Source organism: Novosphingobium profundi, from assembly GCF_020524485.1.
Classification (GTDB): domain Bacteria; phylum Pseudomonadota; class Alphaproteobacteria; order Sphingomonadales; family Sphingomonadaceae; genus Novosphingobium; species Novosphingobium profundi_A.
Window position 1 is genome coordinate 623384 of sequence record NZ_JAIVLF010000003.1, and the last position, 26083, is coordinate 649466.

Annotated in this window: 24 protein-coding genes; 15 read left to right on the plus strand and 9 right to left on the minus strand. The window is 65.6% G+C overall.

Annotation, left to right across the window (positions count from 1 at the left end; translation table 11 throughout):
* Nucleotides 1-63: 63 nt before the first annotated feature.
* From LC060_RS09150 to LC060_RS09160, 3 genes are all read left to right on the plus strand, one after another.
* Nucleotides 64-1251, plus strand: coding sequence for a M24 family metallopeptidase (locus tag LC060_RS09150; protein ID WP_226634748.1), 1188 nt, complete (start codon nt 64-66; stop codon nt 1249-1251).
* A gap of 85 nt (nt 1252-1336) precedes the next feature.
* On the plus strand, nt 1337-2239 hold the full coding sequence (locus LC060_RS09155; RefSeq protein ID WP_226634750.1) for a glycoside hydrolase: 903 nt from the start codon (nt 1337-1339) through the stop codon (nt 2237-2239).
* A gap of 495 nt (nt 2240-2734) precedes the next feature.
* On the plus strand, nt 2735-5074 hold the full coding sequence (locus tag LC060_RS09160) for a TonB-dependent receptor (RefSeq protein WP_226634752.1): 2340 nt from the start codon (nt 2735-2737) through the stop codon (nt 5072-5074).
* A gap of 239 nt (nt 5075-5313) precedes the next feature.
* On the opposite strand, the gene LC060_RS09165 is transcribed toward LC060_RS09160, so the two are convergent.
* Nucleotides 5314-5922: a TetR/AcrR family transcriptional regulator gene (locus LC060_RS09165; RefSeq protein ID WP_226634754.1), complete on the minus strand. Its 609-nt coding sequence runs from the start codon at nt 5920-5922 to the stop codon at nt 5314-5316.
* 112 nt (nt 5923-6034) lie between these two features.
* Between LC060_RS09165 and LC060_RS09170 the strand changes: the two genes are divergently transcribed.
* Nucleotides 6035-6436 (plus strand): DoxX family protein, encoded by a 402-nt coding sequence (locus LC060_RS09170; RefSeq protein ID WP_226634762.1) that lies wholly within the window; start codon nt 6035-6037, stop codon nt 6434-6436.
* A gap of 434 nt (nt 6437-6870) precedes the next feature.
* Here LC060_RS09170 and LC060_RS09175 read toward each other — a convergent pair whose 3' ends face one another.
* The 6 genes from LC060_RS09175 to ligK all read right to left on the minus strand — a co-directional run bounded on the left by LC060_RS09175 (nt 6871) and on the right by ligK (nt 13388).
* Nucleotides 6871-7392, minus strand: coding sequence for a prolyl-tRNA synthetase associated domain-containing protein (locus LC060_RS09175; protein WP_226634764.1), 522 nt, complete (start codon nt 7390-7392; stop codon nt 6871-6873).
* A 21-nt stretch (nt 7393-7413) separates the two neighbouring features.
* Entirely contained in the window at nt 7414-8466 is a 1053-nt protein-coding gene (locus LC060_RS09180) for an HAD family hydrolase (RefSeq protein WP_226634766.1), read from the minus strand.
* Complete coding sequence (locus tag LC060_RS09185; protein ID WP_226634768.1) at nt 8463-10544, minus strand: phosphocholine-specific phospholipase C; 2082 nt, start codon at nt 10542-10544, stop codon at nt 8463-8465. Before LC060_RS09185 ends, LC060_RS09180 begins: the two co-directional genes overlap by 4 nt.
* A gap of 229 nt (nt 10545-10773) precedes the next feature.
* Nucleotides 10774-11664, minus strand: coding sequence for an amidohydrolase family protein (locus tag LC060_RS09190; protein WP_226634770.1), 891 nt, complete (start codon nt 11662-11664; stop codon nt 10774-10776).
* Nucleotides 11657-12721, minus strand: coding sequence for a 4-oxalomesaconate tautomerase (locus LC060_RS09195; RefSeq protein ID WP_226634772.1), 1065 nt, complete (start codon nt 12719-12721; stop codon nt 11657-11659). Before LC060_RS09195 ends, LC060_RS09190 begins: the two co-directional genes overlap by 8 nt.
* Nucleotides 12714-13388 (minus strand): 4-carboxy-4-hydroxy-2-oxoadipate aldolase/oxaloacetate decarboxylase, encoded by a 675-nt coding sequence (gene ligK, locus LC060_RS09200; RefSeq protein WP_226634774.1) that lies wholly within the window; start codon nt 13386-13388, stop codon nt 12714-12716. The genes LC060_RS09195 and ligK overlap by 8 nt, the downstream gene beginning before the upstream one ends.
* A 116-nt stretch (nt 13389-13504) precedes the next feature.
* Between ligK and LC060_RS09205 the strand changes: the two genes are divergently transcribed.
* The 7 genes from LC060_RS09205 (at nt 13505) to LC060_RS09235 (ending at nt 20057) form a co-directional block, all read left to right on the plus strand.
* Nucleotides 13505-14671 (plus strand): LysR family transcriptional regulator, encoded by a 1167-nt coding sequence (locus LC060_RS09205; protein ID WP_226634776.1) that lies wholly within the window; start codon nt 13505-13507, stop codon nt 14669-14671.
* Between the two features lie 63 nt (nt 14672-14734).
* Complete coding sequence (locus tag LC060_RS09210) at nt 14735-15634, plus strand: NAD(P)-dependent oxidoreductase (protein WP_226634778.1); 900 nt, start codon at nt 14735-14737, stop codon at nt 15632-15634.
* A gap of 4 nt (nt 15635-15638) precedes the next feature.
* Nucleotides 15639-16664 (plus strand): amidohydrolase family protein, encoded by a 1026-nt coding sequence (locus LC060_RS09215; protein ID WP_226634779.1) that lies wholly within the window; start codon nt 15639-15641, stop codon nt 16662-16664.
* Between the two features lie 46 nt (nt 16665-16710).
* Entirely contained in the window at nt 16711-17121 is a 411-nt protein-coding gene (gene ligA / locus LC060_RS09220; protein WP_213503780.1) for a protocatechuate 4,5-dioxygenase subunit alpha, read from the plus strand.
* A 1-nt stretch (nt 17122) separates the two neighbouring features.
* Entirely contained in the window at nt 17123-18031 is a 909-nt protein-coding gene (locus LC060_RS09225; RefSeq protein WP_226634781.1) for a class III extradiol dioxygenase subunit beta, read from the plus strand.
* Nucleotides 18032-18108: 77 nt separating this feature from the next.
* On the plus strand, nt 18109-19068 hold the full coding sequence (locus tag LC060_RS09230) for a Gfo/Idh/MocA family oxidoreductase (protein WP_226634783.1): 960 nt from the start codon (nt 18109-18111) through the stop codon (nt 19066-19068).
* Nucleotides 19069-19070: 2 nt separating this feature from the next.
* Entirely contained in the window at nt 19071-20057 is a 987-nt protein-coding gene (locus tag LC060_RS09235; protein WP_226634784.1) for an aldo/keto reductase, read from the plus strand.
* A 78-nt stretch (nt 20058-20135) separates the two neighbouring features.
* On the opposite strand, the gene LC060_RS09240 is transcribed toward LC060_RS09235, so the two are convergent.
* Nucleotides 20136-21197, minus strand: a complete 1062-nt coding sequence (locus tag LC060_RS09240; RefSeq protein WP_226634786.1) for a DUF3089 domain-containing protein — start codon at nt 21195-21197, stop codon at nt 20136-20138.
* A 209-nt stretch (nt 21198-21406) separates the two neighbouring features.
* On the opposite strand from LC060_RS09240, the gene LC060_RS09245 reads away from it, so the two are divergent.
* The 3 genes from LC060_RS09245 (at nt 21407) to LC060_RS09255 (ending at nt 24241) form a co-directional block, all read left to right on the plus strand.
* Nucleotides 21407-22243, plus strand: coding sequence for an SDR family oxidoreductase (locus LC060_RS09245; protein WP_226634795.1), 837 nt, complete (start codon nt 21407-21409; stop codon nt 22241-22243).
* Nucleotides 22244-22484: 241 nt separating this feature from the next.
* Complete coding sequence (locus LC060_RS09250) at nt 22485-23894, plus strand: MFS transporter (protein ID WP_226634796.1); 1410 nt, start codon at nt 22485-22487, stop codon at nt 23892-23894.
* A gap of 29 nt (nt 23895-23923) precedes the next feature.
* Nucleotides 23924-24241: a hypothetical protein gene (locus LC060_RS09255; protein WP_226634798.1), complete on the plus strand. Its 318-nt coding sequence runs from the start codon at nt 23924-23926 to the stop codon at nt 24239-24241.
* Nucleotides 24242-24260: 19 nt separating this feature from the next.
* Here LC060_RS09255 and LC060_RS09260 read toward each other — a convergent pair whose 3' ends face one another.
* Entirely contained in the window at nt 24261-24740 is a 480-nt protein-coding gene (locus LC060_RS09260; protein ID WP_226634800.1) for a nuclear transport factor 2 family protein, read from the minus strand.
* A gap of 187 nt (nt 24741-24927) precedes the next feature.
* On the opposite strand from LC060_RS09260, the gene LC060_RS09265 reads away from it, so the two are divergent.
* The gene (locus tag LC060_RS09265) at nt 24928-26067 is read left to right on the plus strand and encodes a class I SAM-dependent methyltransferase (RefSeq protein ID WP_226634802.1); all 1140 of its coding nucleotides are present in this window, start codon (nt 24928-24930) and stop codon (nt 26065-26067) included.
* Nucleotides 26068-26083 lie beyond the last annotated feature (16 nt).

A 26083-nucleotide genomic window follows, 5' to 3' on the forward strand; every position in this document is an offset into this window, starting at 1 on the left:
CGACCGCCCCGGACCATGACAGGAGAAGGGCTCCCCCTTCCCCAGTTGCAGATGGACAGGACGATGACGACGATGATTGGCGGATCCGACCGCGAGACCGAACTGGCCCGGCTGGGCCGCTGGAGCGACTGGGCGCCCGCCATCACGCGCGCGGAATATACCGCGCGCATCGAGGCCGCCCGCACGCGCATGATCGACGCCGGCGCGGACGCGATGGTCGTCAATGTCGGCCCGTCGATGCGCTACTTCACCGGCCTCGCCTGGTCGCCGACCGAGCGGCTCGTCGCGCTCGTCATCCCCAGGAGCGGCACCCCGCGCGTGATCTGCCCGGTGTTCGAGCGCGGCTCGCTCGACGCCGAACTCCAGATCGAGGCCGAGTACGTCCTGTGGGAAGAGGAAGAGGACGCGGTCGCCCTGGAATGCCGTGCGCATGGCCCCGCGACCTGCCTGGCCCTCGACCCGCTGCTCTCCTTTGGCCATGCCCGCCGCTTCATGGCGCTGGTCGGCTCCACCATCGATGCAGGCGCGATCATCGATGGCGGCCGTATGCTCAAGTCGCCGCAGGAACTGGCGCTCTTGCAGCAGGCCAAGACGATGACGCTGGAGGTCCACAAGGCCGCCGCGCGCATCCTGGCGCCCGGCATCCGCGCGAGCGAGGTGATCCGCTTCATCGACGATGCGCACCGCACGCTCGGCACTTCGGGCTCGTACTTCTGCGCGGTGCAGTTCGGCCACGCCACCGCCTATCCGCATGGCCTGCCCTACGATCAGGAGCTGGAGGAGAACCAGCTCGTCCTCATCGACACCGGCTGCCGCGTCGAGGGCTACCACTCCGACATCACCCGCACGTACGCCTTCGGCAAGGTGAGCGCGCTTGAGGCCGAGACCTGGGAACTGGAAAAGGCCGCGCAGGCCGCCGCCTTTGCCGCCGTGCGCCCCGGCGTGCCGTGCGAGGAGGTCGACGCGGCCGCGCGCGATGTCATTGCCGCAGCGGGCCTTGGTCCCGACTATGCCCTGCCCGGCCTGCCGCACCGCACCGGCCATGGCATCGGCCTTGCCATCCACGAGCCTGCCTACCTCGTGCGCGGGGACACCACGCCTCTGCAACCGGGCATGTGCTTTTCCAACGAACCGATGATCGTCCATCCCGAGCGCTTCGGCGTGCGGCTGGAAGACCATTTCCATGTCACCGAGACGGGCGCGGCCTGGTTCACAGAGCCCCAGACCGCGCTCGAACGCCCCTTCGCCTGAGCGGCGCGGCGCCGGTGCGCCGCCGCTCCCGCCACCGGCGCCGTCCCTCTGCGGGCGGCCGCCCCAAGCCTGGAAGATATCGACCTTGCGCCTTTCCTCGTTCCGCCGCCGCGCACTCAGCGCCCTTGCCCTGACCCTGCCGCTCGTGGGCGGCGCGGCGCTTGCGGGCGCGGCCACGGCCAGCGCGGCGGACATCGTCGCCCCGCCCGCCGACTTGGCGCTCGATCCCTTCTACACCCAGGCCATCGAAACCGATGGCCTGTGGATCACCAGCTCCTCCAAGGTGAAGCCGAGCACGCTCGTCAAGGCGCGCAACATGGTCCACGCCATGCTCGCCCACCGGCCCGAGATCGCGCGCGAACTGGTGCGCCAGGGCTTTCGCATCGCGATCATGGCCGAGGACGAGACGACCATGGACCTGCCCGAGCAGCGCGACTGGGACAAGCCGGCCCGCGACGACATCGTACTCACGCCTTTTGAGCGGGAGAACTACGACACCGAGATCGCGCCGCTCACGCCCTATGAATACTGGGCCAAGCGCGCGCGCGGCATGGGCGGCCTGCTCACCAGCGGGGCGGAGGAGAACATCCAGGCCGTACCCGGCACGCGCTATTTCGGCGAGACGATCCTCGTCCACGAGTTCTCGCACGCGATGTACCAGGCCCTGCTCGAAATCGACCCGGCCTTCGATGCGCTGATCCACGCCGCCTACGCCAATGCGCGCAAGCGCGGCACCTGGAAGGATCAGTACATGGAGAACACCATCGACGAGTACTGGGCCGAGGGCACGCAGTTCTGGTTCAACAGCAACTTCCCCGCGCAGATGGGCGACACGCTGGTGCGCACCGATGCCGAGATGGCCGCGCGCGATCCCGCCCTCGCGGTCCTGCTGGAGCAGGTCTACGGACCGATCCACCGCCTGCCCGACGATCCCTTCTGGATGCACAACGCCAAGGCCAAGCCCCGCAGCCCCGCCAAGGCCGATTGAGCCACAGCCGCCCGGCCCGGGTGGCATCCTGCCCCGACCCAACCGAGGCCCCGCGCACACGCGCGGGGCCTTTTTCCTATGCGCGCGCGCCGTGTCGACTCGCAGCCGGGTTGAACAGCGCCCCAATCTATCCGGCAACCGAACAGTCTTTTGCAACTGAACAAACATTCAAAAAAATGTCACACTCGCGGGAACCTTCCCGGACAGAGGGGTGAGTGTGCCATTTAGGCCGCAAAATGCCTCATCAATTTACATTTATGGAAATTGAACGGTTGAACAATCTCTCGCGAGCGCTATGAGCGCGTCAGCTCCCACCGAGCCCCCGGGTTGCGCAAGCGACGTCTCCGGGCACCACCCGAGCGGAACCGGACAGGCCTCCTCGCGCCGCGCAGTCCCCTGCGCCTCCCGCGCCCCACAGGCCCTGGTACCGCGCCCGCGCGTTTGACACGCGCGCTCTTGAAAACGGCAATTCTGCCGCAACGCATGAGGGATACGATGCGCTCAAATGCCTTTCTGAACGCCAGCGCGCTGGCGCTGTCAGCCGTGCTGGCGACCCCGGCCCTGGCGGCCAACGACGCCGCGGACGCTGCCGCCAGCGACGCAAGCCCCGCCACCGATGCTGCCACTTCCGCCGCCGCGCCCGCCGCAGCCGGTTCGGGGCGCAACGAGATCGTCGTCATCGGCACCGGCCAGACCCGCCAGGTCCAGGGCCTCACCGCCGAGGACATCGCGGTCGCCACGCCCGGCACCAGCCCGCTCGCCGTTCTCAGCAAGCTGCCGAGCGTCAACTTCCAGTCGGCCTCGCCGCTGGGCACCAACGAGTGGACGACCCGCATCTCGGTGCGCGGCTTCACGCAGAACCAGCTGGGCTTCACGCTCGACGGCGTGCCGCTGGGCGACATGAGCTACTCGAACTTCAACGGCCTGCACATCAGCCGCGCGATCACCTCGGACAACATCGGCATGACCGAGCTGTCGCAGGGTGCGGGCGCGCTCTCGACGGCCTCGAGCTCGAACCTGGGCGGCACGATCGCCTTTGAAAGCCTCGATCCCAGCTACGACATGGGCCTCACCACTGCGGCCACTTTCGGCAGCAACGATGCCTGGCGCCTGTTCGCCCGCTTCGAGACCGGCGACCTTGGCGGCGGCGTGCGCGCCTACGTTTCGGGCACCTACTCGGACACGCCCAAGTGGAAGGGCAAGGGCTCGCAGGAGCTGTGGCAGATCAACTCCAAGCTGGTCGCGCCGATGGGCGACCGCGGCGAGCTCAAGATCTTCGCCAACTACTCCGAGATGGCCGACGCCGACTACGCCGACCTCACGCCCGACATCCTCGATCGTCACGGCTACGACTGGGACTACCTGCGCTATGACTTCGAGACCGCGCAGGACATCGCCAGCAACCTGCAGAACGGCGTCTACGTCGACGACTACGAGGGCTATGGCACGCTGACGGGCGATGATGCCTATTACGACGGCTATGGCCTGCGCAAGGACCTGCTGATCGGCATGAGCGTCGACTACGACCTCACCGACGAACTGCACGTGCGCGTCTCGCCCTACTACCACAACAACCGTGGTATCGGCACCTGGTGGACGCCCTATGTCCCGACCCCGGGCGGCTCGAGCCTCTCGGTGCGCGGCACGGAATACTTCATCAACCGCATGGGCGTGACCGGCAGCCTGTCGTACGACCTGTTCCGCGGCAACCAGATCGAAGTGGGCGGCTGGTACGAGGTCAACGACTACGACACCGCGCGCGACTACTTCGGCCTCGACGATGCCCCGACCTCGAGCATCTCGCACCACGAGTTCCCCAAGAACCCGTTCGCGTACGACTACTTCTACAAGTTCGACATCAACACCTACCAGTACTACGTCCAGGACACCTGGGAGCTGACCGACAGCCTCAAGGTCTCGGGCGGCTGGAAGGGCATCCAGGTCGACATCGACGCCAGCAACGACCCCTCGCGCACCAGCGCCAGCTGGGCCACGCAGGGCTCGCTCACGGCCAAGGACATGTTCCTCCCGCAGGTCGGCGTGAACTACCGCCCGATCTACGAGGTCGAGCTGTTCGGCAGCTACGCCGAGAACATGCGCGCCTTCACGACGACGCCCTTCATCACCTCGCCCGACCAGTTCGCCGCGATCCGTGAGCAGGGCCTGAAGCCGGAAACGTCCAAGACCTTCGAAGGCGGCCTGCGCTTCCACCTGCCCAAGTTCGAGGCTTCGGTCGTGGGCTACCACGTGAAGTTCGACAACCGCCTCTTCTCGGTCTCGCCCTGCTCGGCGATCGAGAGCTGCCCGTCGGTCCTCAACAACGTCGGCTCGGTCACGACCAAGGGTGTCGAAGTCACCGGCCAGTACCGCGTGACCCCCGCGCTCTCGCTCTACGCGGCCTACGCCTACACCGATGCGTCCTATGACGATGACGTGCTGAACGGCGCGGGCGAGCTCGTCGCGGCCTCGGGCGGCAAGTCGGTCGTCGACCAGCCCGAGCACCTCATCAACGGCGAGATCTCGTACGATGACGGCACCTTCATCGGCCGCGCGCACGTGAACTACCAGTCCAAGCGCTACGCCACCTACGAGAACGACCTCTCGTTCAAGGGCCGCGCGCTGGTCGACCTGACCGTGGGCTACCGCGTCAACTCGGACGACGCGCTGGACGGCACCGAGATCCAGCTCAACGTCACCAACGTGACCGACGAGAAGTACGTCTCCACCATCGGCCAGTCGGGCGGCTACCAGGCCAGCTACGCTCCGGGCGACTGGCAGTACTTCATGGTCGGCGCCCCGCGCCAGTGGTTCGTGACGCTCAAGAAGGCGTTCTGATCGCAAGACCGGCCCGATAACGGCACACGAGGAAGGGGGCGACCGCAGGGTCCGCCCCCTTTCTTTTTGGGCCTATCTGTCATCAAGCCGCAAACTGAGATCCAGACGTCCGCTTCGCGCCCTAGTTGGTCACTCAAGGGTCGGTTGGACACGCAAGGGAAGGGACTGGCCGGTTTTCGTCACTGGCCTAGTCACCCAGCTGTGTAGAGGGGACGATTATCTAACCTATTGATGCTGTCTCAGGAGCGAGTGGGCGCCTGCAAGCCCTGCAAGAAGACATTGACGCCAAGGCGAACTTTGGCGTCGATGATTTCGTCACCTATGACTTCACCGGCCATTGCTCGGAACTGGAGGTCAGCGACCAACATATCACAGAAGATTGCGCCCAATTCTTCGGATCCGTCACGCCGAATTTCACCACGACGATAGCACTCAGTCAAGATTGCCGCAGCGATGGAGTAGGCGCTGGATGGCCCATGGTTTAGGAAGTCTCTTGCGAACTCTGGATAGCGTGATGCTTCGCTAGCCACCAGGCGCTGGAGCGAGACAACGCGCGGCGAGACCAGGATGGCAACGAAGGTCTTGCCAAAAGTGACCAAGGCTTCCTCGACTGAACCACCATGCATTGGAAGCATTTCGAGAGGGGCGAGCACTTCTTGACAGATCCCCGCTATGACTCGGCGGAACAGCCCTTCCTTGCCTCCAAATTCGCTATATAGATCGCGCTTTGACCCACCTGCTTTGGCAATAACGGAGTTCACCGAGACCCCGGCAAAGCCATGTTCGAGGAACAGGTCGCAGGCCGCATCAAGCATAGCGGATGTCCGCGCTCCCGGCTGCTGGCTCACCCTCGCGCAATCCTGTTCCACATCATCCTCCTGCGGCGTTCACGCACGGTACTTGCAATTACCATGCTCTCGCGTAAAGGGCGGTAATGTAAATTACCAAGGGGAAATGGTCATGTCGGAATGGATTCATGCGCTACTCGCTCAGCCCACAACCCTCGTTGTCGGACGCATCGTTCTGAGCTCATTCTTCGTGATTGCCGGCATTTTCGGCGTTTTCAATTTTGACGTCATCGTCGCAGAGATGCAGACAGCGAAGTTACCTGCACCTCAGGCTTTCGCTGTTGCGACCATTGCCACCCAACTTCTGGGATCTGCGCTCCTCATTACCAATTTCGCCGGGCTGGCGTGGTTGGGGGCAGGCATCCTGGGCGGCTTCACGCTACTTTGTATTCCCCTTGGCCACCCGTTCTGGCTTTACGCTGAACCGCGCCGTACGGTCGATTTCCAAATCGCCTTGGAGCACATAGCACTGACAGGAGGTCTGCTACTTGCCGCCGTTGCGAGCCAGCGGTGAGGATGCCTTCCCCATCAGGACCGGCAGGAATCTTGCTTTCGCTGTTCCAAACCAGACATTCCGCAACCGGCCCAAAAAGACGAGGCCATCGTTCATAGAAGGGCATGGAAGGACAGAACTGCGCTCGACAGTTCCGGGAACCCGAGGGCGATGGCCCTCGGATTCCATGTCTTTCCGGCTTACTTGGACCCAAGTCCGGATGCCGCGGCCGCAGGCAATCGCCCCACCGCGCGGCGCGATAGGGTTTTCCTACACCCGGGCGCCTGCGCTATGGTCGCGTCAGGCTATCGCGTCGATGGTCACGGGCAAGGAGAGAGGTGCGTGTCGCCCAACAAGGCAGGTCGGGATTGCGGGGCGCAGTGGGACGACTTTACAGCGGGTGACAGGTGACACGGCTTTCCCTCTGGACCGTGTCAACTGTGTCAACTTCGCTGTCACCTTGAGGCCTGGTCCGGCTTCAGGGTCAGCAGCTCGGGGGCGTGGTTCCAGCGGGTGAGCGTGGCGACGAGGTCCGCAGTCTGCATCGAGAGGGTCGCGGTGTTGCGCAAGGGGTGGATGTTGATCGTTCCATCAGGCGCGAAGGCGGCATCGAGGACCACCTGCACACGGCCCTCGGTGTCGTTGAAGGCGGCAAGCGGGGTGACCGAGCCGGGAACGACGCCCAGGAACGCCACCATGTCCTCGGCCTTGCCGAACGAGAGGCGCGGGGCGCCGAGGCGACTGGCGAGAAACTTGAGGTCCGCGCGCTCCTCGGCGGGCATCGTCACCAGCCAGAAGCGGCCGCGCCGGTCGGTCAGGAACAGGTTCTTGGTGTGCGCGCCCGCGATATGCTCCTTGACCGCCGCGCTCTCGGCCACCGTTGCGGTGGCTTCGTGTTCGAAGACGCGGAACGCCGTTCCCGCGCTGTCGAGATCGGCCAGCAGCGCGGCCTCTCGTTCGTGTGTCTGTCCCGTCATGGAAGCGGCGCCTATCGCGCCTCAGGGGCGCGGCGCAAGCTCCTCTTGGCGCAGGTGCAGCCAGTTGGTGTCCGCATCCACCGACAAGCCGCTTGCCCGCTGCGCCTTGGCACGCGTGGCCTTCGCCTCTTCCAGCGCGGCGGTCTTGGCCACGCTGCGATCGATCCAGAGACGCAAGGCCGAAGCCTCGAACAGCATCGCGCGGTCGCTCGGGCTGTCGCCCGCCACCAGGAGCGGCCGGTTCACCGCGTCGATGTAGGTGCGGATGCCCGCAACCTTGCCCTCGTACCAGGTGTTGGGCGCCCAGAGCGTGGAGGTCATCTCCATGCGCATGTGACGCTCGGCCGGGTAGACCGCATCGAAGAAGTGCCCCTTGGCGACCTGGCTGCGCGCGGTGGTGAGCGCGCCGCTGTCAGGATCGCGCAGCACCATCGTCACCCCGACGATGTCTTCCGGCGCGATGTTCAGGCCGTAACGCGGATCGGCCAGCACCATGCGCGCCAGCTCTTCGGAGGCCGCGGTCACGACATAGACATGGACACCACGCGCGCGCAGTTCGTCCAGCAGTTCGCGCTGCGCTTCAAAGATATGCGGCCTCTCGACCGTGCCCGAGACGACCTTGCCGTCCTCTTCGTAGCGCACCGGGATCGGCGCCGTGCGCGCCATCAGGGCGTCGACCTCGCTCTTCAGCTCACCCAGCGTGTGCCCGGAGAAGACCTGCGCGATCCACGGGTAGCAAAAGTTGTCGTCGATCTCGCACAGGCGCAGGTAGTAGCCGTAGAGCGTCTCGCCCTCGTGAAAGGGGATCGGCTTCAGCGAAGGATCCAGCGTCTCGGGCGAGAGCTTGCCGCGCGCTTCCATGAAGGGGAGGAGCGATTCTTCCAGGTCGTTCTGCCAGATCGTGTTGTCGGCATCGAATACCGCGAAGGAACCTTGGGGCGCATCGGCAAGGACGCTTTCGATCGTCGCGCGCGCCTCGGCAGGCCAATGCGCGAGAGACTCTTTCGCGGCGCTGGCGGTCGCCGTCAGCGCGGCCACCGCGCCCAAGACCCCTGAAAGGAAACGCACCTTCATGCCACCGCGCCCTGCTCGAAGGCCGGGTCGGACAGGCTCGCCTTGCCGGTCTCGACATGGCCCGCGAAGCGGCGACGGCGGGGCGAGCCCTGCTGCGTCACTACGAGATCGTACCAATGGTCGCTGGCCGCAACCGACACCGGCACCCGCAGTTCCTGACCTGGAGCCACGGTCACGCTCCGCTCGGCCAGCTCGCCGTAAGTCGGGGCGGCAATGGTGAAGGTCTCCGGCGCCTGCCCCGGGTTGCGGATCGCGAGGTGAACGGTATCGCGCGCGCGCTCGTCCAGTGTCACGACCGGGGCCATAACGCCCTCGTCCGCGGCCTCGCCCGCCAGTTCGCGCAGCCAGCCGTTGGGGCCGAAAACGGCCAGATCATAGGCGCCGGTGCGCGGCAGGCCGGGCAGGCTCGCCGCGATCTTCTTGCCCGGCTCGACAGTGTAACTCCATGGCCCGAGTTCGCCGCGGCCCTTGGCGTAGACCTGGTAGACGACGCCGCGTGTGCCCGGGTTGGCGAAAGTCAGTTCCAGGCCGTCCTTGCTGCCACCTGCGCTTGCCTCCATGCGGTAGGGCAAGGGGCGGGTCGGGCGGCGGCCCGGCTCCTGCGCGGGAAGCGCCTGATCTTCGGGCACCTCGGGCAAGGGAAGCTGTGCGACCGACATGATCTTCTGCAGATAGTCGTCGGTGGCTGGCAGCGCGTGGAGCGCCGAGCCATCGGGATCGGCGAAGTCGAACAGGCTGGTGAGATCGCCCGTCACCTGGCGGCGCCAGGGCGTGATGTTGGGCTCCATCACCCCGAAGCGCTTTTCAAGGAAGCGGATCACCGAGGTATGGTCGTGAACTTCGGAATTGACCCAGCCCCCGCGCGACCAGGGCGAGACCACGAGGAGCGGCACGCGCATACCCAGACCCACCGCGTTGCCTTCGTAGACTTCGCCGCGCGTATCGACCGTGCTCGCACCCTCAATTCCGGCGGCCGCCGGAACGGGTCCGGGCATGTGGTCGAAAAAGCCGTCGTTCTCATCGTAGTTGATGATGAGCGCGGTCTTCGACCAGACCTCGGGATTGGCCACCAGCGCGTCGAGGATGCGCGAAACCATGTCCTCGCCGAAGGCGGGCGGCGCCTCGGGATGCTCGCAGAACTTGGTGGGCGTCACCACCCAGGAGACCTGCGGAAGGCGGTCGGCCTCGACGTCGGCGCGGATCGCATCGACAAGGTGCTGGCCCGTGCTGTCGGCGGCGTTCTCGGCGGTCGAGCCGGGCACGATGGCGCGGCCCCGGCGGTAGAGGTCGCTCTTGGTGTCGAGGCCGCGGAACTGCTCGAAATAGGCCAGCGAATTGCAACCGAAATTGTCGTATTCCTGGTAGACCTTCCAGTCGACACCGGCCTCCTGCAGGCGCTCGGCGTAAGTCGTCCAGCTCGCGACCTGGTCGAAATCGGCCTTGTCACGCGCCATGTCGCCGGTCCAGTTGCCATCGTCCTCGTTGTGAACGGCCTGGCGGCGCATGTCGCCCACCGCCATGCCGCTGGTTCCGGTGAACAGGTACATGCGGTTGGGATTGGTCGGCCCGTGGAGCGAGCAGTAATAGGCATCGCACACAGTGAAGGCATCGGCGAGCGCGTGGTAGAAGGGCACATCTTCGCGCGTGAAGTAGCCCATCGTCATCTCGCCCTTGCGGCGGATCCAGCTGGCGTAGTCCGCCCACTCGGCCGAGGTCTGCTCTCCCTCGCCCTTCCAGCTGTGATCAAGGCTCTTGAGCAGCTGGCCGCTGGTCGTCTGCCCATTCATGCGGAAAGGCAGGATCTCGCCGCCTTCGGGGCGCGGCTGATGGAAGACCGACTTGCCCGAACGCAGCGGCATCGGACGCGGATCGGCAAAGCCGCGAACGCCCGGCAGCGTGCCGAAGTAGTGATCGAACGAGCGGTTCTCCTGCATCAGGATCACCACGTGCTCGACGTCCTTGAGCGTGCCGGTGCGGCGGTTGGCGGGCTGCGCCAGCGCCTTGGCGATCGGCGCGGGCACAGATCCGGCCGCACTTGCCGCAGCAAGGCGCTGGAGGAACAGACGACGATCGATCATGGGCATTCTCCGGTGTGCGTTACCGGCTGAATAACCATTCACCTACCCTTTCTCAAGGGTAAGCGGCATATTTCCCGGAGCATAGGGGACCTTCCGGGGTACTCAAAAACCAAGAACACCCAAGAATTGAACGATCGTTCAAAGAAGTGCCCCAATACCCATAAAGAGAGGGGGACGGCGCTAGGCGCCCTCCCCCTCTGTCGTCAGAGTTCGTCAAAAAGCGGAACGCTCAGAGTTCCTCAGGCCAGTAGAGCCGCATCGGGTTGGTAATGAGCAGCTTCCTCTGCAATTCGGTCGTGGGCGCAATGCGCGGGATCATATCGACGATGTGGCCATCGTCGGCGATCTCGTCCTGCATGTTGGGGTGCGGCCAGTCGGTACCCCAGATGACGCGATCCGGGTAATCGGCAACAAGCGGCGCAACCGCAGCCGCGAAGTTATCCCAGGGATCGCCCATGCCGCCTTCCTTCAGCGCATCGAGGCGCTCGGGGCAGGTCGCCTTGAACCAGATGTCCTCACGGCTGTCGAGGAAGGCGCGGAAGGCCTTCATATCGGCTCCATCGGGGCCTTGCGTGACGTCCGGGCGGCCCATGTGGTCGATGACCAGCGGCACGGGGATCGCGTCCATGAACGGGCGCAGTTCCTCCAGGATATCCGCCTCGAAGTAGATCACCACGTGCCAGCCTTCGGGCAAGCGCTTGGCCACTTCGAGGAACTTGTCCTTGGGCGCATTGTCGACGAGGCGCTTCAGGAAGTTGAAGCGAATACCGCGAATGCCGCCTTCGTGGAGAGCGAGGAGCTCGGCGTCCGAAATGTCGGGATCGACCACGGCCACGCCGCGCGCCTTGCCGTTCGATTGGGCAATGGCGTTCAGCGTCGCGGCATTGTCGGTGCCGTGGCAGCTCGCCTGGACGACCACGTTGCGCGAAAAGCCCAGATGATCGCGCAGCGCGAACAGCGTGTCAGGCCCGGCGTCCTCGGGAAGGTACTTCGCCTTGGGGCTGAAGGGAAACTCGGCCATTGGACCGAAGACGTGGCAATGCGCGTCGATCGCGCCCTCGGGCGGCACGAACGAAGGCTTGCTGGGCGCAGAGTGCCAGCAGACGATACGATCAGACATAGACCTCTCCATCCATCAGCTTGCGCGCGGTGCGCAGCAGGGCGGCGCTCGTCACCGAGCCCTCTTCGTTCACTTCCAGCACGCAGCTCATCTCGCCGGTCGGGTGCTCGACCGAAAGGGTCTTGCGCGCGTCCTCCGGGATCTGCGCGACCTCGGCCGCAGGCGTTCCCTCGATGAGAGCGGCGGTCGCCACCGTCACCGCCGCCAGCACGCCGACTGTCGCATGAGCGCGGTGCGGAATGAAGCAACGGGTGTTGATCGCACCGCCATTCACGGGCGGCGATACGAGGAACATCTTGGGGACCGACTTCTCGGTCACATCGCCAAGGTTCATCCGCTCGCCCACGGCAAGGCGGATCGCCTCTACCTTTTCCTTGAGCTCGGCGTTGGCTTCGAGTTCCTCGCGGGTTTCGGTGCCGGTAATCCCCATATCCACCGCCTTCATGACGACGCAGGGCATACCGTTGTCGATAAGCGTGACGGCCACGCCGTTCACCTCCTCGACGTTCTTGCCCGTGGGCAGCAAGGAGCCGCACATCGAGCCTGCCGTATCGCGGAACTCGACCGGGATCGGCGCGTGGGTACCGGGTACGCCATCAATGGCCGCCTCGCCCACGTAGGTTACCTTGCCGCCCGGGGTCTGCACGGTTTCGACCGCGACCTGGCCGGTGTTGACCATGTAGATCGCGACCCGGGTCTCATCCCCCGTCGCCGCGACAAGGCCACGCTCGATGGCGAAGGGACCGATGCCCGCCAGAATGTTGCCACAGTTCTGCGCGTCCGAGACCGTCGCCTGATCCACGAAGACCTGAAAGAAGTGATACTCGACATCGATGCCCTCGCGCTCCGATGCCGACACCACCGCGACCTTGCTGGTGAGCGGATCCGCCCCGCCCATGCCATCGATCTGGCGTGGGTCGGGCGAGCCCATCACGCCCAGCAGAAAGGCATCGCGCGCGGCGGGATCGCTCGGCAGATCGTCCTTGAGGAAGTAGGCACCTTTCGATGTCCCCCCGCGCATCCACATCACCGGAGCGCTGGTGGGAAGATCAGACATACTTGAGGCCTTCCTTCTCCAGGCGCTCGCGCATCTTGTACATGTCGAGGCCGAGGACGCCCGAAGCCAGCGTCTCGCGCTTCTCGCCTTCGTTGGCTTCGCGCGCCTGCGCGGCCTTGAGAACTTCGGCCGCCTTTTCCCGCGGCACGCAGACCACGCCGTCGTCGTCGGCCACGATCACGTCACCCGGGTTCACCGCGCAGTTGGCGCAGACGACAGGCACGTTGACCGAACCCAGCGTGTTCTTGACGGTGCCTTGCGCGTAGATCGCCTTGGACCAGACCGGGAATTCCATCTCGGTCAGGTCGCGCACGTCGCGCACGCCCGCATCGATGATAAGCCCCCGGCACCCGCGCGCGATCGCGCTGGTGGCGAGAAGGTCACCGAAGTAGCCGTCCTCGCACGGGGAGGTCGGCGCGAGCAGGAGCACGTCGCCCTCCTGCAGCTGCTCGATGGCGACGTGGACCATCCAGTTGTCGCCCGGGGGCGAGCTGATGGTCACGGCGGAACCGGCAATGCGCGCGCCTGCGTAGATCGGGCGCATGTAGCTGGCGAGAAGGCCTGTACGCCCCTGCGCCTCGTGCACGGTGGCAACGCCGCAGGCGGCCAGGCCGTCGATGATCGCAGGATCGGCCCGCTCGATATTCTGGACGACGACACCCGACATGGCAGCACTCCTCTTCGCTCGTTATCAATTCAGGTTGGCCCTGACATGGGCTTCGCGTGCGCGAGGGGGAAAGAGAACTTTGGCAATCGCCATTGGATTTGGCTAAAGATGCCTGCATGGATGTTTGGGAACTGAACTTGCGCCACTTGCGCGCGGTCTTGAAAATTGCCGAACTGGGAACGGTCAGCGCGGCGACGAGCGCGGTCAATCTCAGCCAGCCCGCAATAACACAGGCGTTAGGACGCCTGGAAGCGGCGCTGCAGGTCCCCCTCTTCGAGCGGCGTCACGACGGGATGGTGCCCACGCACGCCGGACAGATCCTTCAGGCCCGCATTTCGTCCGCCCTCCTCCACGTGCGCAGCCCTCATGTGACGATGTCGCGCCTGCGCGCGCTCCTCGCGCTTTCGGACAGCGGCAGCTACGCGGGCGCCAGCCAGGAAACCGGACTGTCGCTGCCCTCGATCCACCGCGCGGTAAACGACCTCGCGCTGGCGCTGCGCCGCCCGCTGGTGGTGCGCCGAGGCAAGCACGTGGTGATGACCGAGACCGGTGCCCAGTTCGCGCGCGAGTTCCGCCTTGCCGTGGTCGAGCTGGAAGCCGGACTCTCCGAGATACAAGCCCTGCGCGGCCACGAAACGCGCCGCATCGCCATTGGCGCCATGCCGCTCTCGCGCGCGCGCATCCTCCCCCTGGCCGTGGCCCGCTTCCATGCGCGCCGCCCGCAAGTGCGGCTCACCATCGTCGAGGGCTCGCGCGCCGAACTGGTCGAACCTTTGCGTAACGGCACGCTCGACGTGATGGTCGGCGCGCTGCGCAGCCCGCTCGTCGAGACCGACCTCGAACAGCGCACCTTGTTCGAGGACGTGCCCGTCTTTCTGGGCCGCCACGACCACCCCCTCGTCGGCACGGACCCCGAGGCCGCGGATCTCGCCCGCTACCCGTTCTGCCTGCCCGCGCGCGGCACACCGCTTCGCGACAGCTTCGAGCGTTATTTCGAGAGCCATGGCCAGAGCCCACAGGTCCCGCTGGAATCAGGCTCGGTGATGATGATCCGGCAGGTCATGATGGACAGCGATTTCCTGACCCTGCTCTCACGCGACCAGGTGCCCGTCGAACTGGAAGCGAAGTGGCTTTCGCAGGTCGCTCAACTCCCCGCACAATTCCACCGTGTTATCGGCATGACCACCCGCCACTCGCTGCGCCCGACCACTGTGCAGGAGGAGTTTTTCGCCGATCTGGAGCAAGCCGCGCATGAAATCGCGGCAGGCAAAAAAACACGCTGATTAGGTAAAGCTTATAAGAGCAAGGCAGTTCCGATTAGCCCCCCGCCGCCCCCGGGGGCAGACATGCCCGCCATGACACAGGCCCGCACCAAGTTCGCTTGCCTCATCGGCTTCGGAGAAGCCGGATCGACCTTTGCCCGCGCCGGGAGCTGGGGGCCGCGCGCCGCCGCCTTCGATATCGCGCCCACGCGCCGCGCCGTCATGGAAGAACTGGACGTCACGGCCTGCGCCAGCGCCGAAGAAGCGCTTGCCGATGCCTCCCTAGTGCTTTCGCTCGTCACCGCCGACCAGGCGCTGGATGTCGCGCGCACCTGCGCGCCTCTTATTTCGCCCGACGCGCTGTTCTGCGACATGAATTCGGTCGCCCCCGGCACCAAGCGCGCGGCGGCCGAGGCCTTTGCCGCCGCGGACAAGCGCTATGTCGACGTCGCCATCATGGCGCCCGTCAACCCCGCGCGCCTCGGCGTTCCGCTCAACATCTCCGGACCCGACGCGGCCGAGGCGAAAGACCTCCTTACCGGAATGGGCTTTGAAAAGACCCGCATCGTCGGCGATGCCATCGGCCGAGCCTCGGCGATCAAGCTGGTCCGCTCGGTCATGGTCAAGGGGTTGGAAGCGCTCACCGCCGAGATGATGCTGGCCGCCCATGCCGAAGGCGTGGCCGAGGACGTGCTCGCCTCGCTCGATGCCAGCGAAAAGACGATCAAATGGCCCGAGCGCGCCGACTACAACCTTGACCGCATGATGATCCACGGCCGCCGCCGTTCGGCGGAAATGGCCGAGGCCGCCGCGATGCTGCGCGACCTGGGCATCGATCCGCTGATGACGCAGGGCACGGTCGCGCGCCACCAGGACATCGGCGAGCTGGGCCTCACCCCGCCGCCCGAGGGCTACGCGGCCAAGCTCGAGGCCATTGCCGCATCACAGAAAACCCATCCGAATCCGAACAAGGGAGAGAGCTGAAGCCATGTCGCTCGTCATTGACTGCCACGGTCACTACACCGTCCTGCCCAAGGGCCACGACGCCTGGCGCGAGGAGCAGAAGGCCGCCTTCAAGGCTGGCACCACGCCCCCGCCCTACCCCGAAATCTCCGACGAGGAGATCCGCCAGACGATCGAGGACAACCAGCTCAAGCTTATCAAGGAGCGCGGCGCGGACCTCACGATCTTCTCCCCGCGCGCCTCGGCCATGGCCCCACACGTCGGCGACCAGGCCGTGGCCGCCGAGTGGGCCACGCACTGCAACAACCTCATCTACCGCGTCACGCAGATGTTCCCCGAGACGTTCGTGGGTGTGTGCATGCTGCCCCAGAGCCCCAAGGCGGACCTCACCGCTTCGGTCAAGGAACTGAAGCGCTGCGTCGAGGAACTCGGCTTCATCGGCTGCAACCTCAACCCGGATCCGGGCGGCGGCCACTTCGAACACCCCCCGCTCACCGACGAGTACTGGTTCCCCATCTACGAGGCGATGTGCGAACTGGACGTGCCCGCGATGATCCACGTCTCGGGTTCGTGCAACCCGGCGATGCATGCGACGGGCGGCTACTACCTCGCCGCCGACACAGTCGCCTTCATGCAGCTGATGCAGGGTGATCTCTTTGCCAAGTTCCCCAAGCTACGCTTCATCATCCCGCACGGCGGCGGCGCGGTGCCCTACCACTGGGGCCGTTACCGGGGCCTCGCGGACATGCTCAAGAAGCCCAGCCTCGACGAATACATCATGAACAACGTGTTCTTCGACACTTGCGTCTACCACCAGCCCGGCGTCGACCTGCTGGCCGACGTGATCGACAACAAGAACATCCTGTTCGGCTCGGAAATGGTGGGCGCGGTACGCGGCATCGATCCCCAGACCGGCCACTACTTCGATGACACCAAGCGCTATGTCGACGCGCTCGACATCACCGAGGAGGAACGCCACGCGATCTTCGAGGGCAATGTGCGCAAGGTGTTCCCGCGTCTCGACGCCAAGCTGAAGGCACGCGGCCTCTAAGGGGCCGCCTTCCTTCACCTACCCAACCGACCCAAGGGAGAGGTCCATGGCTGGACACAGCGACATTCACGAGTACCTCGCCGACTTCGAGGACATTCCCGGCACGCGCGTCTACACCGCCGCGCGTGCCCGCAAGGGCTACCACCTCAACCAGTTCGCGATGAGCCTGATGAAGCCGGAAAACCGCCAGCGCTGGCTGGCGGACGAGCGGGCCTACATCAACGAGTGGCCGATGACGCAGGAACAGCGGGAGGCCGTGCTCGCGCGCGACTACAACCGCCTGCTCGACCTTGGCGGCAACATCTACTTCCTCGCCAAGGTCTTCTCGACCGATGGCCTCAGCTTCGTGCAGGCGGTCTCGACGATGACCGGCATGAGCGTGGAAGACTACCAGGCGATGATGGTCGCAGGCGGCCGCTCGCCCGAAGGCCAGCGTTCGATCAAGGGAGACAGCTGAGATGGCCCGAATTACCGCAGGCGTGGCCTCCAGCCACGTGCCGCTGCTCGGCGTCGCGTCGGACCAGGGCAAGGACCGGGACGATTACTTCGGCCCGATCTTCGCCGGGTACGACTGGACCCGCGAGTGGATCGCCAAGCCCGAAAACAAGCCCGACGTCGTGATCCTGGTCTACAACGACCACGCCTCGGCCTTCGACATGAGCATCATCCCGACCTTCGCGATCGGCTGCGGGGAGCGTTATGCACCCGCCGATGAAGGCTGGGGCCCGCGCAAGGTGCCCGACGTGGAAGGCCACCCGGACCTCGCCTGGCACATTGCCCAGAGCCTGATCCTCGATGAATTCGACATGACCATCATCAACGAGATGGACGTCGATCACGGCCTCACCGTGCCGCTCACCATGATGTACGACAAGCCCGATGCCTGGCCGGTCAAGGTGATCCCGCTCGCGGTCAACGTCGTCACCTATCCGCCGCCGTCGGGCAATCGCTGCTGGGCACTGGGCGAGGCAATCGCGCGTGCGGTCAACTCTTTCGGTGAGGATCTCAACGTGCAGATCTGGGGCACGGGCGGCATGAGCCACCAGCTCCAGGGTCAGCGTGCGGGCCTCATCAATGCCGAGTGGGACAACATGTTCCTCGACAAGCTGATCGGCGACACGCAGGACCTGCGCCACGTCCCCCACATCGAGTACCTGCGCGAAACAGGCTCGGAAGGCATCGAGATGGTCATGTGGCTGATCATGCGCGGCGCGCTGGGCAAGAGCACGAAGTGCCTGCACCGCCACTACCACGTGCCTTGTTCGAACACCGCGATCGGGCATATCGTGCTCGAACCCGTGGACGGGAGCGTGCCGCCCAGCCCCACCCTCGAAGGCAACAACGAAGCGGCCCAGGCCGCCATCTGACCCGATAGGCGGGCGGCGCGGGAACAATCCCTGTGCCGCCCCGCTCACAGTACGAACAGACCAAGGAGTTCCCCCTCATGCGTATAGCTCTCGTTGGCGCCGGCGCCTTCGGTGAAAAGCACCTCGACGGCCTCAAGAACATCGACGGTGTCGAAATCGCCTCGGTCATCAGCCGCAAGGCCGAGCAGGCCGCCGAAGTCGCCGCCAAGTACGGCGCGCCCCACTCGGGCACCGACCTGTCCGAAGCCCTCGCGCTGCCCGATGTCGATGCCGTGATCCTGTGCACGCCGACCGGCATGCACGCCGAGCAGGCCATCGCCTGCATGAACGCGGGCAAGCACGTCCAGGTCGAGATCCCGGCTGCGGACACCTGGGCCGATGCGCAGGCGGTGATGGAGAAGCAGAAGGAAACCGGCCTTGTCTGCATGGTCGGCCACACCCGCCGCTTCAACCCCTCGCATCAGTACGTGAAGAACAAGATCGACGCGGGCGAACTCAACATCCAGGCGATGGACGTCGAGACCTACTTCTTCCGCCGCAAGAACATGAACGCGAAGGGCCAGCCGCGCTCCTGGACCGACCATCTGCTGTGGCACCACTCGGCCCACACCATCGACATCTTCCAGTACATGACCGGTTCCAAGGTCATTGCAGCGAACGCGCTGCAGGGCCCCAAGCACCCGGAGCTGGGCATCGCGATGGACATGTCGATCCAGATGAAGACCGAGGCCGGCCAGATCCTGACCCTCTCGCTCTCGTTCAACAACGACGGCCCCTTGGGCACCTTCTTCCGCTACATCGGCGACACCGGCACCTACATTGCGCGCTATGACGATCTCGTCACCGGCCGCGAAGAGCCCATCGACGTCTCCAACGTCGATGTCTCGATGAACGGCATCGAACTGCAGGACCGCGAATTCGTCGCCGCCATCAAGGAAGGACGCGAGCCCAACTCCTCGATCGCCTCGGTGCTCGACTGCTACCGCGTGATCGGCGAACTCGCCGCCAGCCTCGAAGCGCAGGACGGCTGGTCCTGAGCATGGCCCGCACGATCAACGGCAAGGCTCTCAATCCTGTCGGGCTTGGCTGCATGAACGTGGCCTGGGCCTATGGCAATCCGCCCGAGAGGGCGGATGCCGAGGCCCTGTTCCGCCATGCGCTCGACAATGGCTGCGACCATTTCGACACGGCCAACATCTACGGCAAGGGCGTCTCGGAAGAGATCCTGGGCACCGCGATCATGGACCGGCGCGACGAGTTCTTCCTCGCCACCAAGACCGGGATCATCGTCGATGGCGCGCGCCGGGGCATCGACTGCAGCCCGGACGCGATCACCGCCTCGATCGAGGCGAGCCTGGAGCGCCTGCGCACCGACCACATCGACCTGTTCTACATGCACAGGTTCGATCCCAAGGTGCCCATCGCGGATTCGGTGGGCGCCATGGTGCGCGCCATGGAAGCGGGCAAGATCGGCTCCTACGGCGTCTCGGAGTGGTCCTCGGCCCACATCCGTGAAGCCCACGCCGTGCACCCGATGGCGGCCGTCCAGACCGAGTATTCGCTGTGGACGCGCAACGTCGAACTGGGCGTGCTGGAAGCGACGAAGGAACTCGACATCGCGCTCGTCGCCTTCTCGCCGGTCGCGCGCGGCGCGCTTTGCGGGGAGCTGACCGATCCGGCCACGCTCACCGAGAAGGACCTGCGCCGTACGCATCCGCGCTTCCTGCCCGAGAACTGGCCCGCGAACCTGGAACTCATCCAGCAGTTCAACGCGCTCGCGGCCGAGGCCGGTGTGGCTCCCGCCCAGCTGGCGCTGGCCTGGGTCCTTGCCCAGGGCGAGAACGTCCACGCGATCCCGGGCACCCGCTCGGTCGCGCACTGGGAAGAGAACAACGCGGCCGCCTCGTGCGATGTCCCGGCCGAAGTGCTGGAGAAGGCTGCGGCCCTCATCAACCAGGAGAGCGTGCATGGCCACCGCTATCCCGAAGTGATGCGCGGTACCATCGACACCGAGGACTACGTCTGAGCCCCAGGGCCTGACAGACGGCGCCCCGGCGTTAGCGCAAGAGCCCTCCCCCGGCCTGCCGCGGGAGGGCTTTTCGCATCAGCTCTGCGCGCCCTGAAACGCCGCGATCCGGCGCGCGACGTCCGCCGCAATATCGCAGTAGAAGGCGGCAACGTCGTGGTAATGCAGGTTCCCCGCGGGAAGCGGCGCATACTCGAGCGCCGGATCGACCTCGAGCATGGCAATGCCCTCCTCGCAGGTCACCGTGACCGCTCCGGGGACCAGCGCCTGCAGGTTCCCCTCGCCCGCCTTTCCGGGCAGCGCGCCGCGCCCGCGTGCGCGACCGGCAAGCGTCACCGGATCGTTGCATAGCAGCCGCGCATCGCCCTCAGGATGGGCAGCGAGGAAGGGCCCCTGCGCCCGCGCGCGGTAGCCTTGCGCATCACTGCCCGCCTGAAAGGTGTTCCAGCTGAGCACGCAGCCGGTGTCGTTCTCCCCCCGGCATGGGGAGAGCCCCGCCAGATCGTGCGCGAAATCGCCTTCAAGCACGGCGACGCCCACGACATAAGCTGCGACCATGCGCGCGGCGAGCGGTGTGCCACGCACGTGCTCTTGCAGCAGGCGGCGCACCATCAAGGCTCCCTGGCTGTGGCCCATGAGGACGAAGGGCCGACCGTCGTTGGCCGTCTCAAGATAGTGCGTGAAGGCCCGCGACACATCGCCATAGGCCAGATCGTAAGCGCGCGGTCCTTCCTCGCCATCAAGCACGGCTGCAAGCGAAGCCTGGCGGTAACGCGGCGCGTAGATCCGGCAGCAGGCGTTGAACGCGCTCGCCTGACGCGCCAGCACAGAGATATCGGTCCAGCGATTGGTCGGGCCATCGCTGACATCCGCATTCCAGGCGCTGCGCGAAAGGAAGCTAGTGGGGTGAACGTAGAAGACATCGACCGCGTGCGCACTGCCCTCGGCCAGCCCCCCGCCAGGCTGCTGCAAGGCGCGCGAAGGGCGTCCGGGCCAGGCCGCCCAGGTACGCGGATTGGCATAGTCGGGCGTAGGCAGAGCCTGGCTTTCGGCAAAGGGCTCTGGCCCTTCCTCCCCCACAGAAGCCGGGCCTGATGTGCCTGCCGTCCCCAGACCGAATGCAAGTATTCCTCTCAGCATGGCGCCCCCCGAAATTCCCACTGTGCACCTCCTCCTGTGGCCCGCCCTCTTCGCTAGGCAGCAGGTCACAGGTGTGACAGGTCACGATCCACCGTCTCTCGCTGTTTGAACAGCCCCTCTCGCCACGCTGGCCATTTGCGCACCGGAAGGGCCCATTGTCGGGCAGGGACCTGGGCAACTCCAGGCGATGAAGGAAAGGACACACGAAGATGCCCGAGAGCCGCAAGACCGCCGTTGTCACCGGCAGCACACGCGGAATCGGACGCGCACTTGCCGAGGCGCTCCTGACACGCGGGATCAACGTGGTCGTCTCCTCCACCAACGCCGAAGAGGCCCACACGGTCGCCGAGGAGATAGGTCGCGACATGCCCGCAAGTGCGCTGGGCCTTGCCTGCGACGTCACCCGGCCCGAAGACGTGAACGCGCTGTGGGCCCAGACTTGCGTGCAGATGGGCAAGGTCGACATCTGGATCAACAACGCCGGTCTCGCGCTTGGCGGCCCGCTCATGCAGATTACCGACGAGGACATGCGCTCCATGCTCGACGTCAATGTCATGGGCGTGGTCCACGGCTGCCGAACCGCCATTCGTGGCTTCGCACAGGCCGAACACGCCGGCGCTCTCTACACCATGCTCGGCGCGGGGGCCGACGGCAGCCTCGTGCCCCAGATGAGCGGCTATGCGGCAAGCAAGGTGGCGGTCACCTACCTCATGGATTGCCTGGCCGAGGAGACACGCGACACGCCCGTCCTCACCGGATCGCTGAGCCCCGGCCTCGTCATCACCGAAGGGTTCCTGCGCGAGAACCGCAAGGCCGGCGGCATGACCCCGGAGCGCCGCGCGCAGGTCAACCTCATTGCCGATCATCCCGCCACCATCGGGCGCTGGGCCGCACGCATCGTCGACACCAATACCGAGCACGGCAAGACCTTCCACTGGCTCACCCGCCGCAAGATCCGCGAACGCGCCCGCAGTGGTCGGCGCGAAGTGCTTTCGGCCTATCCCGAACTGGCCGGAGGAACATCGCAAGCCGGCCTTTCCGGCTGACAAGGCAAGAGAGCCGAAGAAAGTACACACTTTCCGAGGGCCATCGCCCTCGGGCTCCCCGAACGGCCCAGCTCACCTCCCGCACCCGGCGTTGGCTGAGAAAGGTGAGGCCGCCCGTTTGGGGGTCAAGGGGCGATGGCCCCTTGCTCGGTTCTTCTTTCTTTTCCCTCCGTTCTCGGCAGATGAACAGCGCTGCGCAAAGCCCCCTGCCCCGACGCACCTCTTGCGGCACACTCGCCCCATGACCCAGACGAGACGAGCCGCCACGCAGCCAAGCACCGTCGCCCTCATCACGTTCGCACTCGCCGCCTTCGGGCCGGGCCTGCTGCAGATGCCGATGATGGCCTACGTGCCCCAGCTCTACGCCAAGGAATTCGGGATCGACCTAGCTGCACTGGGCGGTGTACTCGTCACCTTGCGGGTCTTCGATGCCGTCACCGACCAGCTCATGGGCTATGTCTCGGACCGCACGCGCACGCGCTGGGGGGCGCGCAAGCCCTGGATCGTGGCGGGAGGGCTGCTGTGCCTCATCGCCTCTTTCTTCCTGCTGCGCCCAAGCGGACCGGTCGGCCTTGTCTACCTCGTCGCATGGAAGGCGCTCTACGACTTCGGCTTCACGATGATCGACATTAACCAGCAGTCCTGGGGCGCGGAGCTGACCACCGACTACACCGCGCGCTCAAAGATCACGGGCGCCAAGGCCATTGTCACCCAGCTGGGGAGCCTGGGCAACTACGTCCTGCCCATCGCGGTCGCCTGGTTCGGGCTCACCGAAAGTTCGGCCTACTCGATCGACATGCTGGCCTATTTCTTCGTGGCCGCCGCAGTAATCTTCCCCATCACGATCGGCATCAGCTTCCTCTTCGCGCCCAAGGGAATCGCGCTCCCGGCCAAGCGCCCCGAACTGATCGGCTTTTTGAAGTCGGTGCGCTCCAACAAGCCCTTGTGGATCTACCTGGCCTCTTTCACCTTGTGCGGGATGGGGATGGGGATCTTGCAGATCATTTTCACCTTCTATGACGGCTACCTCAAGCTCGGCGCCTGGTACCCCTATCTGATGACCGTCTTCGCGATCACCATGGCCGCCTCAATGCCGCTATGGATCTGGGCCGCAGGCCGTTTCGGCAAGCACAAGAGCTACGTTGTCGCGGTCACGATCTCCAGCCTCGCGATGCAGGGCTACTGGTTCGTCGACGTCGCCACGATGAGCCTCGACACGATCCTCGCCATCAGCTTCATCGTCATAGTCTTCATCGGCGCGGGCGCATCGGCCATCGTCGTCATCAGCCCCGCGATCCTCGCCGATGTCGCCGACTATGGGCGCCTTCGCACCGGCGAGCAGCGCACCGGGGGCTACTTCGCCTTCTACCTTCTCACCAACAAGGTGGCGCTGGCCATCGGCGCGGGCGCGGCGTTCCTGCTTCTCAGCCAGTTTGGCTACGATGCCCGCGCGGGCGCCACCAACGATGCCACCGCCGCCTTCGGCATGCTCTTCACCGTCGCGTTGCTCCCCGCGATTCTGAAAATCGGCGGCGCGCTCATCATCTGGCGCTTTCCCATCGACCAGCGCCGCCACGCCGTGATCCAGCGACGCATCGCCCAGCTCGAGACCCGCCAGCTCGAAGCCCAGATGCCGCTCGCGCCCGTATGATCCCATTCCCACGAAAGGCCACCTGTTCCATGTCCAGTCCGTCCACCCCGCCCACCCACCGCTACCTCGAAGCCATGGACACCGAGGATCTCGCCCGCATGGTGATGAGCCTGCTCTCCGAGCTGTGGATCACGCGCGACCGCCTCGCCGTCGTGGAGGAACTGCTTGAGGACAAGGGCGTGCTCGAAACCGGCAGCGTGGAGAGCTTCGAATGGACGCCCGAGCGCGAGCCCAAGGTGGAAGCGCTGCGCGACCGCATGATCGCCTCGGTCATGGGCGCGCCGCTTGCGGCCAAGGAGCGTACCTATCAGAAGATCCTGGAGCGCGCCGGCTTCACCGCCGAGTAACCGGCACGCTCCCAATCGATCAGGGAAGGACCTGGCTGCGCGCCATGCCGCCCAGCACCCGCCAGGCACCGTCTTCCCGGATCCAGGTATGGGTGACATCGAAACGGTCGTCGGCGGGCGTCCCGTCGGCGAGCCGCGTACGGTGCGTACGGTAGTAGATGATCGCCGTCTCGCCGTGCAGCGTGAAATCAATCAGCTCCATCGCCAGTTCCTCCTGCGAGGCCTGCGGATTGGCAAGGGCGGCATCGAAGCCGTCCACCCGCATCGGCGCAGCCAGCACCGGCGGCCAGGCCATGTACCCCTTGGCGGTCGTGTTCGCGTAGGCGGAGACATCGCCGTTGCTGCGCCCCTCGTAGATCGCCTGTTCGAGCGTCCAGATCGCCGCGCGCGCGGTCTCGGTCTCGTCCGCCCGGACAGGCGCGCTCCCTGCCCCGGCCACAAGTGCGGCCATCAGTGCGCCGATGCGCCATTTCGAACCCGTCATCGTCCTTCTCGTCATCGTCCTGCTCCTCCTGTGCTGGATCGTGTGCCCATCGCAGCACGCCCCGAGGCCTTTGCCGCAGTCCCGATGCGCCGCCTGCTCACCTGTTGAACAGCGCCTGGGAAAATGCGCGCGTGGCCGGAGCCCTTGCCCCACCCTGCCGGAAAGTAGAAACTGATGCCCGAGCCGAGGATGGAGGCGAGAAATGAGTGAGGCGAAATCGGAAGGAACCGGCGCCCAGGCCGTGCGGATGCCCGTCGCGTCCCAGACCATGTCGCAGCGCAGCCGCGCCGGGCTCGACGTACTGGGTTGCATCCTCAAGTTCACCTCGGTCGCCACGCGCGAAGCCGCCCGCCAGGACTTCGAGACGAGCCCTGAAGGCCGCGCGCTCACCGAAGCGCACGCGACCGGCACCACCGATACGCCCGAAGCCATTGCGGAGCGCGTCGACAAGGCCAAGGCGCTGGCCGCCAGCCTTCCCAACTACCGCATGGAGCGCTTCGCCCAGCGGTATGTCGCCGAGGAGATGATGAACCGCAACCTCGTCGCCGCCGAGGAAATGCGCGCGATGCACGAGCATCTCGATAGCCTGCCGGTAAACAGCGCGGGCGGCAGCCTTGCCCTCGATCCCGAGGCCCCGCTCCCGGACTGGTACGAGGGCATCCACTTCCACCTCGCACCGATCGGCGTCGATGGCTACGACCTCGGAACCAAGGGCGCCGGGATCGGGCGCGTATTCCGCTACGGCGGCTTTGCCGCGGTGCCACCGGGCTCGAACATCGGCGGGCAGCGCATCGATGTCGTCAAGCAGTTCCGCCGCCGCGACCACAAGCGCATCCTCGAGATCGGCTGCGGCAGCGTCTTCACCCTGCTCGCGATCTCCAAAGTCTTCCCCGAGGCCGAGTTGATCGGCTGTGACCTCAACGGCCGGGGTCTGAAAGAGGGCCACCGCCTCGCCGAGAAAATGGGCCTGAAGGTCGACCTGCGCCAGTGCGACGCGCGCACGACGGGCGAAGCGGACGAAAGCGTGGACGCTGTCTTCAGCTACGCCGTCCACCACGAAGCACCCGTGCCGGTAAATCGCGAGATGTTCGCCGAGGCATTCCGCATCCTCAAATCCGGCGGTGAGATCGTGATCTCCGACCCGCCACCGTTCCGCGCGGTCGACATGTTCACCGCCGTCCTGCTGGAATGGGACAACGACCACCGCGAGGAACCCTATTTCCGCGAGACGTGCCTGGCCAACTGGGAGGACGAACTGCGTGCAGCGGGCTTCGTCGAGGTCGAGGCCTATGGCCTGGGCGCCCAGTCCTACCCCTGGGTCACGCGCGCGGTGAAGCCCTGAGCGCCTTGCGCGATTA